Consider the following 15,503-nt stretch of genomic DNA (forward strand, 5'->3'; position numbering starts at 1 on the left):
CGTGCAGCTCGCGCTCTGGACCTACGAAGGGCCGCCGCACGTGGGGGCGATGCGCGTCGCCACGGCCATGGAGGGGCTGCACTACGTGCTGCACGCCCCGCAGGGCGACACCTACGCCGACCTGCTGTTCACCATGATCGAGCGCAGCGGCCGGCGCCCGCCCGTCACCTACACCACCTTCCAGGCGCGCGACCTCGGCGGCGACACGGCGGAGCTGTTCAAGGCGACGGCGCTGGACGCCTGGGAGCGGTTCCGGCCGCAGGCGCTGCTGGTGGGCGCGTCCTGCACCGCGGAATTGATCCAGGACGACCCCGGCGGCTTGGCGCGGGCCCTCGGCCTGCCGGTGCCGGTCGTCGCCGTCGAGTTGCCGGCCTACCAGAAGAAGGAGAACTGGGGCGCGGCGGAGACCTTCTACCAACTCGTCCGCGCCTTCGCCGGACCGGGCGCCGCCGGCCGCGCGCCGCGCCCCGCGGGCGCGCCGACCTGCAACATCCTCGGCCCCGCGGCGCTCGGCTTCCGCCACCGCGACGACCTCGTCGAGGTGCGGGCCATGCTGGACCGCCTCGGCGTTGCGGTGAACGTCGTCGCGCCGCTGGGCGCCTCGCCGGCCGACCTCGCCCGGCTCGGCGACGCCGATTTCAACGTGGTGCTCTACCCGGAGGTGGCCGGGCAAGCGGCCCGCTGGCTGGAGCGGACCTTCGGCCAGAAATCGACACGCGCCGTGCCCATCGGCGTCGGCGCCACCCGTGAGTTCCTGGCGGAGGCGGCGGCCCTGGCGGGGCTCGACGCGGCACCGGAGCCGGACGACGCCTCGCGCCTGCCGTGGTACTCGCGCTCCGTCGACTCGACCTACCTGACCGGCAAGCGGGTCTTCGTCTTCGGCGACGCCACCCACGCCGTGGCCGCCGCCCGCGTCGCGCGCGACGAATTGGGCTTCACGGTGGTCGGTCTCGGCACCTACAGCCGCGAATTCGCCCGCGAGGTGCGGGAAGCGGCGCGGGGCCACGGCATCGAAGCCCTGATCGCCGACGACTACCTGGAGGTGGAGGCGCGCATCGCCGAACTGCGGCCCGACCTCGTGCTCGGCACGCAGATGGAGCGCCACGTCGCCAAGCGGCATGGCACTCCCTGCGCCGTGATCTCGGCGCCCGTGCATGTGCAGGACTTCCCCGCCCGCCACTCGCCGCAAATGGGTGCGGAGGGCGCGAACGTGCTGTTCGACACCTGGGTCCACCCGTTGATGATGGGCCTGGAGGAGCACCTGCTCGGGATGTTCCGCGACGACCCGGAGTTCGGCGAAGGCGCCGCGCCCTCGCACCTCGGCGCCGCGGCCGACCCCGCCGCTCCGGCCGCCGCCGTCGACGACGCGGTCGCTTGGGCCGCGGAGGCGGAGGCGGAACTGCGGAAGGTCCCATTCTTCGTGCGCGGCAAGGCCCGCCGCAACACGGAGCTCTACGCGCGCGAGCGCGGCGTCGGCACCATAACGGTCGAGACCTTGTACGATGCAAAAGCGCACCACGCCCGCTGACGCGGTGGCCCCGGTGCGGGTCGTCGTGGTCACGATGGACAGCCACCTGGCCGGGGCCGCCGAGGCCGCGAGCCGCGCGCTGAGGCGCGAACTCCCGGGCCTCGAGCTGGCGGTCCACGCGGCGGACGAGTGGTGCTCGGACGAGGCGGCGCTGCGGGCCTGCCACGGCGACATCGCGCGCGCCGACATCGTGGTGGCCTCCATGCTGTTCCTGGAGGACCACATCCGCGCCGTCCTGCCGGCGTTGGCGGCGCGGCGGGACGGCTGCGACGCCATGCTCTGCCTGATGTCGGCGGGCGAGGTGATGCGCCTGACTCGGCTCGGCGGCTTCGACATGGCCGGCGAGGCGAGCGGGCCGATGCGGCTGCTCAAGAAGCTCCGCGGCGGCCGTAAGGGCGGCCAGTCCAGCGGGCAGGGCCAGATGCGGATGCTGCGGGAGCTGCCGCGGCTGCTGCGCTTCATCCCGGGCAAGGCGCAAGACGTGAGGGCCTACTTCCTCGCGCTGCAATACTGGCTCGCCGGGTCCGAGGAAAACCTCGCCAACCTCGTCAGGATGCTGGTCCAGCGCTACGCGGTCGGCCCGCGCGCCGGGGCGGGCAAGGCCCTGCGCGTCGCCCCGCCCGTGCGCTACCCGGAGGTGGGCCTCTACCACCCGCGGGCGCCCGGCCGGATCGTGGAGCGCGTCGAGAAGCTGCCTGCCGGCGGCGCCGCGACGGGCACGGTCGGCGTCCTGGTGATGCGCTCCTACGTGCTGGCCGGCAACGCGGCGCACTACGACGGGGTGATCGCGGCGCTGGAGGCGCGCGGGTTGCGCGTGGTGCCCGCCTTCGCCAGCGGCCTGGACGCCCGGCCGGCGATCGAGCGCTTCTTCATGCGCGACGGCGTCCCGGCGGTGGACGCCTTGGTTTCGCTCACTGGCTTCTCGCTGGTGGGCGGCCCGGCCTACAACGACGCGCGCGCCGCCGAGGAGGTCCTGGCCAGGCTGGACGTGCCCTACGTCGCGGCGCACCCGCTCGAGTTCCAGACGATCGAGCAGTGGGACGCCGACGCGCGCGGCCTGACGCCGGTGGAGGCGACGATGATGGTCGCGCTCCCCGAACTCGACGGCGCGATCTGGCCGATGACCTTCGGCGGGCGCTCGTCCGAAGCGCCGGGCGAGGGCCGCCGGGACATGGCGGCGCACCCCGAGCGCGCCGCGGTCCTCGCCGCCCGCGTGTCGCGCCTGGTGGCGCTCCGCCGCGGCGAGCGGGCAGAGCGCCGCGTCGCGGTGGTGCTGTTCAACTTCCCGCCCAACTCGGGCGCGACCGGCACAGCAGCATACCTCTCGGTGTTCGAGTCGCTCCACCGCACGCTGCGCGCCCTCGCGGCCGGCGGCTACCGCGTGGAGGCGCCGGACACCGTGGACGCGCTGCGCGACGCGGTGCTGAAGGGCAACGCCGAGCGGTTCGGCACGGACGCCAACGTGGCCGCGCGCGTCTCGGCCGACGACCACGTGCGCCGCGAGCGCTGGCTGCCGGAGATCGAGAAGCAGTGGGGAGCGGCCCCCGGCAGGCACCAGACGGACGGCTCCGGCCTGTTCGTGCTCGGCGCGCGCTTCGGCAACGTCTTCGTCGGCATCCAGCCCGCCTTCGGCTACGAGGGCGACCCGATGCGGCTGCTCTTCGAGCGCGGCTTCGCCCCGACCCACGCCTTCAGCGCCTTCTACCGGTGGCTCCGCGAGGACTTCCGGGCGCACGCGGTGCTGCACTTCGGCACCCACGGCGCGCTGGAGTTCATGCCGGGCAAGCAGGCCGGGCTCTCCGCTGGGTGCTGGCCGGACCGGCTGATCGGCGACCTGCCGAACCTGTATCTCTACGCCTCCAACAACCCCTCCGAGGGGGCCTTGGCGAAGCGCCGCGCCGGCGCCGCCCTCATCAGTTATCTCACCCCGCCGGTGGCGCACGCCGGGCTGTACCGCGGCCTGCTCGACCTCAAGGCATCGCTCGACCGCTGGCGCGCCGCCGGGCCCGATACCGACCTCGCCGGGCTGATCCAGGCGCAGGCGGCGGCGGTGGAACTGTCCCCGGCCGAACCCGGCTGGGCCAACCCGGCGGCCGAAATCGCCTGCCTGCGCGACGCCCTGTTGGAGCTGGAATACGCGCTCATCCCGCACGGCCTGCACGTGGTGGGCGAGCCGCCCGACGCGGAGGAGAGGGCGGGGATGCTGGACGCCGCCGGCGTCACGGAGCCGGAGCGCCGCGCCCGCCTGGACGCGCTGCTCGCCGAGGACCACGAGCTGCCCGCGGTGCTGCACGCGCTCGACGGCGGCTACCTGCGCCCGGCGCCCGGCGGCGATCTGCTGCGCAACGCCGAGGTGCTGCCCACCGGCCGCAACCTGCACGGCTTCGACCCCTTCCGCATCCCGAGCGCCTTCGCGGTACAAGACGGCGCGCGGCAGGCGGAACGGCTGCTGGCGCGGCACGCGGCGGAGGGCGGCGGGCTGCCGGAGACGGTGGCGGTCGTGCTGTGGGGCACGGACAACCTGAAGACCGAAGGCGGCCCCATCGCCCAGGCGCTGTGGCTGCTCGGCGCGGAGCCGCGGCACGACAGCTACGGCCGCCTTTGCGGCGCGCAACTCGTGCCGCTGGAACGGCTGGGCCGGGCGCGGGTGGACGTCGTGGTTACGCTGTCGGGAATCTTCCGCGACCTGCTCCCGTTGCAAACGCGCCTGCTGGCCGAGGCGGCACTGCTCGCCGCGCAGGCGGAGGAGGAGCCGCTGGAGATGAACGCGGTGCGCCGGCACGCGCTGGCCTTCCAGGCGGCGCATGGCGGCACGCTGGAGCAGGCGGCGCTGCGCGTGTTCGGCAACGCCGAGGGCGCCTACGGCTCCAACGTCAACCACCTCCTCGACCACGGCGCCTGGGAGGAGGAGGACGAGCTGGCCGAGGCCTACCTGCGCCGCAAGGGCTTCGCCTACGGCGTGGACGGCAAGGCGGCGCGGCAGGACGCGGTGCTGGCCCAGGTGCTGGGCACCGTGGAAGCTGCCTACCAGAACCTCGACTCGGTGGAGCTCGGCATCACCGCGGTCGACCACTACTTCGACACGCTGGGCGGCATCAGCCGCGCCGTGCAGCGGGCGCGCGGGACCGCCGGCGCGGCGCCGGTCTACGTCGGCGACCAGACGCGGGGCGAGGGCACGGTCCGCACCCTGTCCGAGCAGGTCGCGCTGGAAACGCGGACGCGCACGCTCAATCCGAAATGGTACGAGGCGCTGCTCGCGCACGGGCACGAAGGCGTTCGCCACATCGAGGCGCACGTGACCAACACGATGGGCTGGTCCGCCACCACCGGGCAGGTCGCCCCTTGGGTGTACCAGCACCTCGCGCAGACCTTCATGCTCGATCCGGCGATGCGCGAGCGCTTGGCGGCGCTGAACCCGACCGCCTCAGCCCGCATCGCCAACCGCCTGCTGGAAGCGCAGGAGCGCCGCTACTGGGCGCCGGACGCGGACGCGCTGGAGCGCCTCCGCCGCGCCGGCGAGGAGCTGGAAGACCGTATGGAAGGCATCACCAGCATGGGGGCCGCCGCATGACAGCCGTGACCAGGCATTCGTTGATCCGCGGCGCGACGGCGCGGGCCTCCAGCGGCGACGGCGAAGGCAGCACGCAGGTCCACATGGACGCGGCCGCGCGGATCGAGGGCGCCAAGGTCTTCGCCGTCTACGGCAAGGGCGGCATCGGCAAGAGCACCACCTCGTCCAACCTGTCGGTGGCCTTCACCAGGCTCGGCAAGCGCGTGCTCCAGATCGGCTGCGACCCGAAGCACGACTCCACCTTCACCCTGACCAAGCGCTTGGCGCCCACGGTGATCGACGTGCTCGAATCCGTGGACTTCCACTCGGAGGAGCTGCGGCCCGAGGACTTCGTGTTCGAGGGCTACGGCGGCGTGCTCTGCGTGGAGGCGGGCGGCCCGCCGGCCGGCACCGGCTGCGGCGGCTACGTGGTCGGGCAGACGGTGAAGCTGCTCAAGGAGCACCACCTTCTGGAGGACACCGACGTCGTCGTGTTCGACGTGCTGGGCGACGTGGTCTGCGGCGGCTTCGCCGCGCCGCTGCTGCACGCCGACCGCGGGCTGATCGTCGCCGCCAACGACTTCGACTCGATCTTCGCCATGAACCGCATCGTCGCCGCCATCGGCGCCAAGGCGAAGAACTACAACGTCCGGCTCGGCGGGGTGATCGTGAACCGCAGCGCCGGGGCGGACCAGATCGAGCGCTACAACGCCGCGACCGGCCTCAAGACCCTGGCCCACTTCCCGGACCTCGACGCCATCCGGCGCTCCCGGCTGAAGAAGGCGACGCTGTTCGAGATGGAGCCCTCGCCGGAGCTGGAAGCGGTGCAGGCGGAGTACCTGCGCTTGGCGGCCTCGCTCTGGGCCGGCGTCGACCCGGTGGAGGCGAGTCCGCTCAAGGACCGCGAGATCTTCGACCTGCTGGGATTCGACTGATGCCCTCCGCCACCTACGCGCAGCGGCGCGGCCAGATCGAGACCTACTTCGACCGCACCGCGGCAGAGTCCTGGGCGCGCCTGACTTCCGACGCGCCCGTGGGCTGGGTCCGCCGGACGGTTCGCGCCGGGCGCGACGAGATGCGGCGCACGGTCCTCGACTGGCTTCCCGCCGACCTCCGCGGCCGCCGTGTGCTCGACGCGGGCTGCGGCACCGGCGCCTTCGCCGTGGAAGCGGCGCGGCGCGGCGCCGAGGTGGTGGCGGTGGACGTTTCGCCCACCCTGGTCGGCTTGGCGCGCGAGCGCGCCGCCGCGCAGGGCTGGGGCGGCATCGCCTTCCGGGTCGGCGACATGCTCGACCCCGCGCACGGCCGCTTCGACCATGTGGTCGCCATGGACTCGCTGATCCACTACGCCCTGCCCGATGCCGTGCGGGCGCTGGCCGGGCTGGCGGCGCGGGCCGACCGCACAGTGGCCTTCACCTTCGCCCCGCGCACGCCGGCGCTCGCCGCCATGCACGCGGTCGGCCGCTTGTTCCCGCGCGGCGACCGGGCCCCGGCGGTGGAACCCGTAGCGGAAGCTCGCTTGCTCGGCGCCCTGGCGGCGGAGCCGGGCCTCGCCGGCTGGTGGTCCGCCCGGACGCGGCGGGTGGCGAGCGGCTTCTACATCTCGCAGGCCATGGAGCTGGCGGCCCCATGACCGCCGCGCGGCAGCAAGGCATCGGCTGTCTTGCCAAGGGATGGACGCGGTTGACGCCGCGCCTGCTCCCTTTCGCAGACGTGGTGACGCCGGAACTGCCGCTCGGCCGCCTGCTGCGCTTGTCGCTGTTCCAACTCTCCGTCGGCATGGCGGCGGTGCTGCTGATCGGCACGCTCAACCGCGTGATGATCGTCGAACTGGGCGTGCCGGCCGGCCTGGTCGCCGCGATGGTCGGGCTGCCGCTCGTCTTCGCGCCGCTGCGGGCCCTGGTGGGCTTCCGGTCCGACACGCACCGCTCGGCGCTCGGTTGGCGCCGCGTGCCTTACCTCTGGATGGGCACGCTGCTGCAGTTCGGCGGCCTGTCCATCATGCCCTTCGCGTTGATCCTCCTGTCGGGCGACAGCAACGGCCCGCCCTGGGTCGGGCACGTCGCGGCGGCGACGGCCTTCCTGCTGGTCGGCGCCGGGCTGCACACGGTGCAGACGGTGGGGTTGGCGCTGGCGACCGACCTCGCGCCGGCCGAAGCCCAGCCGCGCGTGGTGGCGCTGCTCACCGTGGCGCTCCTGCTCGGCATGGTGGTGAGCGCCTCCGCCTTCGGCGCGCTGCTGGCCGACTTCAGCCAGGTCCGGCTCGTCCAAGTTATCCAAGGCGCCGCCGTCGCCACGGTGCTCCTCAACGTCGCGGCGCTGTGGAAGCAGGAAGCGCGGAACCCGGCGCGCACCGCCGGGGCGGGCGCGAAGCCGTCCTTCGGCGAGGCCTGGCGCGCGCTGCGCCAGGAAGGGCCGTGGACGCGGCGCTTGGCGGTCGCTGTGATCGGCACGGCCGCCTTCGGCATGCAGGACGTGCTGTTGGAGCCCTACGGCGGACAGGTGCTGCGGCTCGGCGTCGGCGGGACGACGGCGCTGACGGCGGTGTTGGCCGGCGCCGGGATCGTCGGCATCCTGGCGGCGGCGCGCCTGCTCGACCTCGGGCGCGACCCGCACCGCGTCGCCGCGCTCGGCGCCCTGTGCGGCGCGGCGGCCTTCGCCGCGGTGGTCTTCGCCGCGCCCTTCGGCGCGGTGCCGCTCTTCATCCTTGGGACCGCCCTGATCGGCCTCGGCGGCGGCCTGTTCGCCCACGCCACGCTCACCGCCTGCATGCGCGCGGCGCCGCCGGCGCAGGCAGGGCTCGCCCTCGGCGCCTGGGGCGCGGCGCAGGCGACCGCCGCAGGCTGCGCCATGGCGCTCGGCGGGCTGCTCCGCGACGCCGTTGCACACCGCGCCGAGGCCGGCGGGTTCGGCTCGGTGCTGGCCACGCCCGCGACGGGCTACTCCGCCGTGTACCTGCTGGAGATCGCTCTGCTCTTCGCCACCCTGGCCGCCATGGGTCCGCTCGTCCGCACGACGACGGCCAGAACCGTCGCCGCGGCCCGTCCGCCCGCCCTCTCGAACCCGACGCACGCGGAGGTCTGACATGCCCAGCGCCTCGTTCACCGGCACCTTCGACGTCGCCGAACTCGCGTTCTACGCCTTCGTCCTCTTCTTCCTCGGGCTGGTCTACTACCTGCGGCGGGAGGACAAACGCGAGGGGTACCCGCTCGAATCCGAACGGTCCGACCGGGCCGGCCGCGTCACCGTCCGCGGCTTCCCGAACCCGCCGGGCCCCAAGAAATTCATCATGTACCACGAGCCGCAGAACCTGCTGGCCCGGCGCGAGCGCGACCTGGACGGCATCCTCGCGCCCGCCGAGAATTGGCCCGGCGCGCCCTTCGTCCCGCTCGGCGACCCGATGCAGGACGGCGTCGGCGCCGCATCCTACGCCCAGCGTTCCGAGGAGGTCGACGTCACCTTCGACGAGCAACTGCCGAAGATCGTGCCGCTGCGCGTGGCGAAGGGCTACTACCTGGCGGCCGAGGACCCGGACCCGCGCGGCATGGAGGTGGTGGGCGCGGACCGGGTCGTCGCGGGCACCGTTTCCGACGTGTGGATCGACCGGTCGGAAACCATCTGCCACTTCCTGGAGGTCGAGGTCGCGCCGTTCCTGGGCGCGCAGCGGCCCACCGTGCTCGTGCCGATCCGGCTCGTCCGCATCGACGCCAAGCGCCGGCGGGTCACGGTGAAGTCGGTCATGGCGCACCAGATCGCGGCGGCGCCCGGGACCAAGGACCCGGAGCAGATCACCTTCCGGGAGGAGGACCGGATCTCCGGCTACTACGCCGGAGGCCACGTCTACGCCACCCCGAAGCGGACGGAGCCCCTGCTGTGACGATAATCCGCGAACACGAGAACGAGCCCGTCCCTGGTCTGCCCGAGCGGCTGCCGGACGGGGAACGGGTGCTCTGGCAAGGGGCGCCCCGCTGGCAGGCCCTCGCGCGCCGCGCCTTCCACGTGCGCGTCATCGCCATCTACTTCGCGGCCTTGGCCGTTTGGAGCGGCTGGTCGGCGCACGCCGAGGGCGCGGACGCCGGCACGCTGGCGGCGGACGCGCTGTGGCTGGCGCTGGTGGCGAGCCTGCCGATCGGTACTCTCCTCGCCATGTCGCTCTTTTCGGCGCGCACCACGCTCTACACGGTCACGGACCGCCGGCTGGTGCTGCGCGTGGGCGTCGCCTTGCCGATGGCTGTGAACATCCCGCTCGGCGCCGTCGCGTCCGCGGGGGTCCGGCGCTGCGCGGACGGCACCGGCGACATCGCGCTGTCCCTGCTGCCGTCGCACCGCGCCTCTTTCGTCGCGCTCTGGCCGCACGTGCGCCCCTGGCGGTTCTCCAAACCGGAACCGCTGCTTCGCGGCCTGGTCGACGCGGACGCCGCGGCGCAGGCGCTGGCGAAGGCCCTGGCCGCGAGCGCGGCTCTGGAGCCCGCCGCCGCCGAGCCCGCGTCGGCGCCGCCCGCCCGCGCCCCGTCCAGGCCGCGGCCGGGGATGGAGCCCTCCGGCGCCTCGGCCGGGGCGGTCGCCGCCTGATGAGCGGGGTCGGCGCCGCCATGCCCCGGCCGCCGCGCGGGCGATCCCCGCACCCCTCGGTGGTCCTCGCCACGGGCGCGCTCCTGCTGGCCGTGCTCGTGGCGACGGTCATGAGCCGGCCGCGCCCCGGCGACGGCCTGGAGGCGGGGCACGGCCGCCCGGCCTCGGTGTCGATCGACCTCCGCTTCGAAGACCTGCCGGACGGCGGCGTGGCGGTGCGCCGGGCGGATGACGGGGCGGCCGTCGCCGTGCTCGCGCCGGGCACCGAAGGCTTCGTGCGGGCGACCTTGCGCGGCCTCGCCCGGGACCGGAAGCGCGGGGACTTCGGTCCGGAGCAGCCTTTCCGCTTGTCGGCCTGGACGGATGGGGGTTTGAGCCTCGAAGATCGGGCGACCGGCCGCACGCTGGACCTCCGCGCCTTCGGTTCGACGCAGGTGGAGGCGTTTTCGCGGTTGCTGCCGGCCTCGGGGGAGGACAAGCGATGAGCGAGAAGGGATGGGCCGGCTGGCTCCCGCGTCGGCGGCGCACGGTCACCGTGCCCTGCGTGCTGGAGGTCGAGCGCACCGCCGACAGCTTCCACGCCTACGCCGTGCCGGAAGGCATCGAACTGCGCCCCGGCGACCAGGTGGTCGTCCACGGTGCGCCGGAGCGCCTCGCCTTCGGCGAACGCGCGACCTACCGCTCCTACGCCACCGTCACCCGCGCTGGGCCATTGGAACGCTTCCGGACCCGGTATTCCGCGATCTTCGAACTGACCGAGCTGTACCACGTCGGCTTCGAGCCGAAGGAGGCGTCGCCATGAACGCCGTTTCGCCCGCCAAGGCCGGCCCGAACGACTCCACGCGCGTCGCGCAAGAGGACACGATCCTCACGCCGCGCTTCTACACCACCGACTTCGCAGCCATGGACCGGCTGGACATCGAGCCGGTGCGCGCCGACTGGGACGCGTTGATGGCGGAGTTCCGCGCCGACCTGAACAAGGGGCACTTCACGCGGACGGAGGAGTTCGACCGCTTCGACCTTTCGGCGTTGCCGGAAGGCTTGCAGAAGGAGTTGAAGGACTTCCTCATCTCCTCCGTCACCGCCGAGTTCTCCGGCTGCGTGCTCTACGCCGAGATCAAGAAGCGCATCTCCAACCCGGACATCCGGGAGCTGTTCACCCACATGGCGCGCGACGAGGCGCGGCACGCCGGCTTCATCAACGACTCCCTCAAGGACATCGGGATCGGCGTGGACCTCGGCTTCCTGACGCGGGCGAAGAAGTACCACTACTTCAAGCCGAAGTTCATCTTCTACGCGACCTACCTGTCCGAGAAGATCGGCTACGCCCGCTACATCACCATCTACCGCCAGTTCGAGCGGCATCCGGAGCTGCGCTTCCACCCGATCTTCAAGTGGTTCGAGAAATGGTGCAACGACGAGTTCCGGCACGGCGAGGCCTTCGCGCTGCTGATGCGCGCCAATCCTTCGCTGCTGTCCGGCGCGAACCGGCTCTGGGTGCGCTTCTTCCAGCTTGCGGTGTTCGCCACGATGTACGTGCGCGACCACGCGCGGCCGGAGTTCCACAAGGCGCTCGGCATGACGCCGACCGAGTACGACCAGCGCGTGCTCCGCATAACGTCGGAAATCTGCGAGCAGGTCTTCCCCGTCACGTTGGACATGGACAATCCGGCCTTCTGGGAAGGTCTGGAACGGCTGCGGCGCGTGTCGGACGGGATGGCGGCGGCGAAGAAGCGCCCCGGCCTCCGGGGCAAGCTGAAGCGCGCGGGCCTCGCCGCCGCCGCGGCGGCGGCCTTCGCGCGGCTCTACACCCTGCCGGCCAAGCGCAAGGCGCTGCCCCCGCAGGTCCGCTTGGCGCCGTCCTGGTAGGGGAGGGGTAGCCCGCCGCATGGCCGAGCACGCCCTACCGGCGCTCTACACGGTGTTCGTCTGGTGGTTCGCCACCGGGTTGATCCTGCTTTTGGACGGGCTCCGGCCGGAAACCTTCCGCTGGAGCATGGGGGGCGCGACCGCCTTGCTCGCCGCGGCTTGCTGGGGACTGGCTTCCAGCGCCGCGGACTCATCGCCCACCGGCGCCTACGTGGCCTTCACCTGCGCCCTGGCCGCCTGGGGCTGGGTGGAGCTGAGCTTCCTAACGGGCTGGCTGACCGGCCCGCGCAAGGCGCCGCTGGAGCCGGGCATCGGCGGCTGGCCGCGGTTCTTTGCGGCGTTGGGCGCCGTGCTGTGGCACGAGCTGGCCATCCTGGCCGGCGTCGCGCTCGTGGCGGCGCTCACCTGGGGCGGGCCGAACCAGATCGGCACGGGGACGTTCCTGGTTCTGGCGGCCATGCGGTTGAGCGCCAAGCTCAACGTCTTCCTGGGCGTCCGTAACCTTGCCGAGTCGTTCCTGCCCGACCATCTCAGCCACCTGCGGAGCTTCTTCCGCCGGCGGCGGGCGAACGCGCTGTTCCCCTTCTCGGTGGCCGGTTCGACGATCGCTTGCGCCCTGCTGTTCGGGGAAGCCTTGACGCCGGACGCCGACGCCTTCCGGGCGGTGGGCTTCACCCTGCTCGGGACCTTGATGGCGCTGGCCGTGCTCGAACACTGGTTCATGGTCCTGCCCTTGCCCTTCGAGGCGCTGTGGCGGTGGGCCCTCCGGGTTCGACCGCGCGGGGCCTCGCCTTCCGGGCGAAAAATGGCGCGCTTTGATGCGGATCACGGTACAGTGGCCCCATTTCCGGTATCGTTTCGTATGAGGGTGGCCGCCAGCCCGGGCGCGGCGGCCGTACCCAGGACCACGCTCGGTCGATCGGAGGCGACATGAATTACGAGGGTTTCTTCCGGCGGCAGCTCGACGGCCTCCGCCAAGAAGGGCGCTACCGCATCTTCGCCGACCTGGAGCGGAAGGCGGGGAGCTTCCCCCGCGCCACCCACCACCGCTCGCCCGGCCAAGCCGAGGTGACGGTCTGGTGCTCCAACGACTACCTCGGCATGGGCCAGCACCCGGCCGTGCTCGCCGCCATGCACGAGGCGCTGGACCGCTGCGGCGCCGGCGCCGGGGGCACCCGCAACATCGCCGGCACCAACCACCACCACGTGTTGCTGGAGCGCGAACTGGCCGACCTCCACGGCACGGAAGCGGCGCTGTTGTTCAACTCCGGTTACATGTCCAACTGGGCGTCTCTCTCCACCCTAGCGGGACGTCTGCCGGGCTGCGTGGTTTTGTCCGATTCGCTCAACCACGCCTCCATGATCGAAGGCATCCGCCACAGCCGCGCCCGGTGCGAGGTGTTCGCGCACAACGACATGGCGGATCTCCGGCGCAAGCTGGAGGCGCTGGGCCCCGGCGTGCCGAAGCTGATCGCCTTCGAGAGCGTCTATTCCATGGACGGCGACATCGCGCCGATCGCCGCCATCTGCGACCTCGCCGACGAGTTCGGCGCCATGACCTACCTGGACGAGGTGCACGCGGTCGGGCTCTACGGCCCGCGCGGCGGCGGCGTGTCCGAGCGGGAGGGGCTGTCGCACCGCCTCACCGTGATCGAGGGGACGCTCGCCAAGGCGTTCGGTGTCGTCGGCGGTTACATCGCCGGCTCGGCGGCGATGTGCGACTTCGTCCGCTCCCACGCCTCCGGCTTCATCTTCACCACCGCCCTGCCGCCGGCGGTGGCGGCGGGCGCCGCGGCCAGCATCCGCCACCTCAAGGCGAGCGGCGCGGAGCGGGGGCGGATGCACGACCGCGTGGCGCTGGTGCGGCGCAAGCTGACGGCGGCCGGGCTGCCGCACCTGCCCAATCCGAGCCACATCGTCCCGGTGATGGTGGGCGACCCGAAGCAGTGCAAGCGCATCAGCGACGTGCTGCTCGACGAGTGCGGCATCTACGTCCAGCCCATCAACTACCCCACCGTCCCGCGCGGGACGGAGCGGCTGCGCCTCACCCCCTCGCCGTTGCACACCGACGAGGACGTGGATCACTTGGTCCGCTCCCTTTCGGCCATTTGGTCCGAATTGAGCCTGCGGAAGGCCGCCTGATGGAAGCGCCGGGCGGCGCCCCCGGCGGACAGGCACCGGGCGGGAAAGGGGCCGCTCTGAACGGCGCGCACCGGAAGCCCCGGGCCGCGCCCCGGCGCGGCGGCCCCCCCGCGCCGGAAAGCGCCGCCCCGGCGCCGCCCGGTCGCGTCGCCTACCCCTTCGCGGCCATCGTCGGGCAGGAGGAGATGCGCTCGGCGTTGTTGGCCGCGGCCGTGGACCCGGGGCTGGGCGGCGTGCTGGTGCTCGGCGACCGCGGCACGGGCAAGTCCACGGCGGTTCGGGCGCTCGCCGCGTTGCTGCCGCCGATGCCGGCCGTCGAGGGCTGCCGCTACAACTGCGACCCGTCCGGCGCGGGCGGCCTTTGCGACGAGTGCCGCGCCCGGCGGGGCGGCGGGCCCCTCCCGTCCCGCATGGTCCCGGTGCCGGTGGTGGACCTGCCGCTCGGCGCGACTGAGGACCGCGTGGTCGGCGCGCTCGACATCGAGCGGGCGCTGACGCGCGGCGAGAAGGCCTTCGAGCCCGGCCTGCTGGCCCGTGCCCACCGCGGCTTCCTCTACATCGACGAGGTCAACCTTCTGGAGGACCACTTGGTGGACCTCCTGCTCGACGTGGCCGCTTCCGGCGAGAACGTGGTGGAGCGCGAAGGGCTGAGCCTGCGCCACCCGGCGCGTTTCGTCCTGGTGGGCAGCGGCAACCCGGAGGAAGGCGAACTGCGCCCGCAACTGCTCGACCGCTTCGGCCTCGCGGTGGAGGTGCGCACGCCCACCGACCTGCCGCAGCGCGTGGAGGTGGTGCGCCGCCGTGACGCCTTCGAGCGCGACCCGGCGGCCTTCGCCGCCTCCTGGGCCGGGGAGGAGGCGGAACTGCGCCGCCGCGTCCTGTCCGCGCGGGAGCGCCTCCCGCGGGTCCGGGTCGGCGACGCCGCCATCGAAGGCGCGGCCCGGCTCTGCATGGCCCTCGGCACGGACGGGCTCCGGGGCGAGATGACCCTGGTGCGCGCCGCCCGCGCCGCCGCGTCGCTGGACGGCGACGGGGAGGTCGGCGAGGCGCACCTCCGGCGCATGGCGGCGCCGGCGCTCCGGCACCGCCTCCGGCGCAACCCGTTGGACGAGGCGGTCGCCGGTACCCGCGTGGAGCGCGCCGCCGCGGAGGTGTTCGGGGCGTGAGCCGAGCCCCTCCGGCGGACCCGCCGCCGCCCGACGACGCGGCGCTCGCCGCGGCGCTGGTGGCGGTGGACCCGCGGGGGACCGGCGTGTCGCTCCGCGCCCCACCCGGGCCGGCGCGCGACGGCTGGCTGGCGCTGCTGCGGGCCGGGCTGCCGCCCGACGCCCCGTACCGCCGCCTGCCGGCTTCCGTGCCGGACAGCCGTTTGCTCGGCGGCCTCGACCTCGCCGCCACCCTCGCCGCCGGCCGTCCCGTCGCCGAGCGCGGCCTTCTGGCGGAAGCCGACGGCGGCTTGGTGGTGGTCGCCATGGCGGAGCGGCTGCCGCCATCGACGGCGGCGCGCTTGGCCGCCGCCATGGACGACGGCGCCGTTTCGGCGGAGCGCGACGGGCTGGCCTTGCGGCACCCGGCCCGGGTCGGCGTGGTGGCGTTGGACGAGGGTTTGGAGCCCGAGGAGCGGCCGGCGCCGGCGCTGCTGGACCGCCTCGCCTTCCACTTGGCCCTGGACTCGCCGCCCGACCCGGTAGCCGCGCCTTCGCCCGCCGCCATCGCCGCCGCCCGCGCCCGGCTGCCGCGCGTCGGCGCCGCGGACGACGCGGTGCTGCGCGCCCTGTGCGAGACCGCGGCGGCGCTCGGCATCGACTCGCCGCGCGCGCCGCTGTTGGCGTTGCGGGCCGC

The 15,503-nt window shown here is 73.5% G+C and carries 13 protein-coding genes and 1 pseudogene; all 14 read left to right on the forward strand.

From position 1 onward, the window contains the following. Position 1: 1 nt before the first annotated feature. Positions 2–1,528, forward strand: a complete 1,527-nt coding sequence (gene bchB / locus ABD067_RS25580) for a ferredoxin:protochlorophyllide reductase (ATP-dependent) subunit B (RefSeq protein ID WP_343898258.1) — start codon at positions 2–4, stop codon at positions 1,526–1,528. Then, on the forward strand, positions 1,503–5,099 hold the full coding sequence (locus ABD067_RS25585) for a magnesium chelatase subunit H (RefSeq protein ID WP_343898259.1): 3,597 nt from the start codon (positions 1,503–1,505) through the stop codon (positions 5,097–5,099). Before bchB ends, ABD067_RS25585 begins: the two co-directional genes overlap by 26 nt. Further along, entirely contained in the window at positions 5,096–6,013 is a 918-nt protein-coding gene (gene bchL, locus ABD067_RS25590) for a ferredoxin:protochlorophyllide reductase (ATP-dependent) iron-sulfur ATP-binding protein (protein WP_343898260.1), read from the forward strand. Before ABD067_RS25585 ends, bchL begins: the two co-directional genes overlap by 4 nt. Then, entirely contained in the window at positions 6,013–6,711 is a 699-nt protein-coding gene (gene bchM / locus ABD067_RS25595; RefSeq protein WP_343898262.1) for a magnesium protoporphyrin IX methyltransferase, read from the forward strand. Before bchL ends, bchM begins: the two co-directional genes overlap by 1 nt. Continuing rightward, positions 6,708–8,162, forward strand: coding sequence for a BCD family MFS transporter (locus ABD067_RS25600; protein WP_343898263.1), 1,455 nt, complete (start codon positions 6,708–6,710; stop codon positions 8,160–8,162). The genes bchM and ABD067_RS25600 overlap by 4 nt, the downstream gene beginning before the upstream one ends. A 1-nt stretch (position 8,163) precedes the next feature. Continuing rightward, positions 8,164–8,955, forward strand: coding sequence for a photosynthetic reaction center subunit H (puhA, locus tag ABD067_RS25605; protein ID WP_343898264.1), 792 nt, complete (start codon positions 8,164–8,166; stop codon positions 8,953–8,955). Then, complete coding sequence (gene puhB, locus ABD067_RS25610) at positions 8,952–9,650, forward strand: photosynthetic complex putative assembly protein PuhB (protein WP_343898265.1); 699 nt, start codon at positions 8,952–8,954, stop codon at positions 9,648–9,650. The genes puhA and puhB overlap by 4 nt, the downstream gene beginning before the upstream one ends. Further along, entirely contained in the window at positions 9,650–10,135 is a 486-nt protein-coding gene (puhC, locus tag ABD067_RS25615) for a photosynthetic complex assembly protein PuhC (RefSeq protein WP_343898266.1), read from the forward strand. The genes puhB and puhC overlap by 1 nt, the downstream gene beginning before the upstream one ends. Next, the gene (locus ABD067_RS25620; RefSeq protein ID WP_343898267.1) at positions 10,132–10,452 is read left to right on the forward strand and encodes a hypothetical protein; all 321 of its coding nucleotides are present in this window, start codon (positions 10,132–10,134) and stop codon (positions 10,450–10,452) included. Before puhC ends, ABD067_RS25620 begins: the two co-directional genes overlap by 4 nt. Further along, positions 10,449–11,519 (forward strand): magnesium-protoporphyrin IX monomethyl ester (oxidative) cyclase, encoded by a 1,071-nt coding sequence (gene acsF / locus ABD067_RS25625; RefSeq protein ID WP_343898268.1) that lies wholly within the window; start codon positions 10,449–10,451, stop codon positions 11,517–11,519. The genes ABD067_RS25620 and acsF overlap by 4 nt, the downstream gene beginning before the upstream one ends. Positions 11,520–11,538: 19 nt before the next feature. Beyond that, the gene (gene puhE, locus ABD067_RS25630) at positions 11,539–12,453 is read left to right on the forward strand and encodes a putative photosynthetic complex assembly protein PuhE (RefSeq protein WP_343898269.1); all 915 of its coding nucleotides are present in this window, start codon (positions 11,539–11,541) and stop codon (positions 12,451–12,453) included. Further along, on the forward strand, positions 12,450–13,661 hold the full coding sequence (hemA, locus tag ABD067_RS25635) for a 5-aminolevulinate synthase (RefSeq protein WP_343898270.1): 1,212 nt from the start codon (positions 12,450–12,452) through the stop codon (positions 13,659–13,661). Before puhE ends, hemA begins: the two co-directional genes overlap by 4 nt. Further along, the gene (gene bchI, locus ABD067_RS25640) at positions 13,661–14,827 is read left to right on the forward strand and encodes a magnesium chelatase ATPase subunit I (RefSeq protein WP_343898272.1); all 1,167 of its coding nucleotides are present in this window, start codon (positions 13,661–13,663) and stop codon (positions 14,825–14,827) included. The genes hemA and bchI overlap by 1 nt, the downstream gene beginning before the upstream one ends. After that, positions 14,824–15,503: pseudogene (gene bchD, locus ABD067_RS25645) on the forward strand (magnesium chelatase subunit D); the annotation flags it as partial. The gene bchI and the pseudogene bchD, both read left to right, overlap by 4 nt.

It is taken from the genome of Craurococcus roseus (genome assembly GCF_039523795.1).
Taxonomy (GTDB): Bacteria; Pseudomonadota; Alphaproteobacteria; order Acetobacterales; family Acetobacteraceae; genus Craurococcus; species Craurococcus roseus.

Coding starts and splice junctions, on each gene's coding strand:
- bchI (WP_343898272.1), top strand. CDS start 13,661: ATGGAAGCGCCGGGCGGCGCCCCCGGCGGACAGGCACCGGGCGGGAAA.
- bchL (WP_343898260.1), top strand. CDS start 5,096: ATGACAGCCGTGACCAGGCATTCGTTGATCCGCGGCGCGACGGCGCGG.
- puhC (WP_343898266.1), top strand. CDS start 9,650: ATGAGCGGGGTCGGCGCCGCCATGCCCCGGCCGCCGCGCGGGCGATCC.
- ABD067_RS25600 (WP_343898263.1), top strand. CDS start 6,708: ATGACCGCCGCGCGGCAGCAAGGCATCGGCTGTCTTGCCAAGGGATGG.
- hemA (WP_343898270.1), top strand. CDS start 12,450: ATGAATTACGAGGGTTTCTTCCGGCGGCAGCTCGACGGCCTCCGCCAA.
- puhA (WP_343898264.1), top strand. CDS start 8,164: ATGCCCAGCGCCTCGTTCACCGGCACCTTCGACGTCGCCGAACTCGCG.
- ABD067_RS25620 (WP_343898267.1), top strand. CDS start 10,132: ATGAGCGAGAAGGGATGGGCCGGCTGGCTCCCGCGTCGGCGGCGCACG.
- bchM (WP_343898262.1), top strand. CDS start 6,013: ATGCCCTCCGCCACCTACGCGCAGCGGCGCGGCCAGATCGAGACCTAC.
- ABD067_RS25585 (WP_343898259.1), top strand. CDS start 1,503: ATGCAAAAGCGCACCACGCCCGCTGACGCGGTGGCCCCGGTGCGGGTC.
- puhE (WP_343898269.1), top strand. CDS start 11,539: ATGGCCGAGCACGCCCTACCGGCGCTCTACACGGTGTTCGTCTGGTGG.
- acsF (WP_343898268.1), top strand. CDS start 10,449: ATGAACGCCGTTTCGCCCGCCAAGGCCGGCCCGAACGACTCCACGCGC.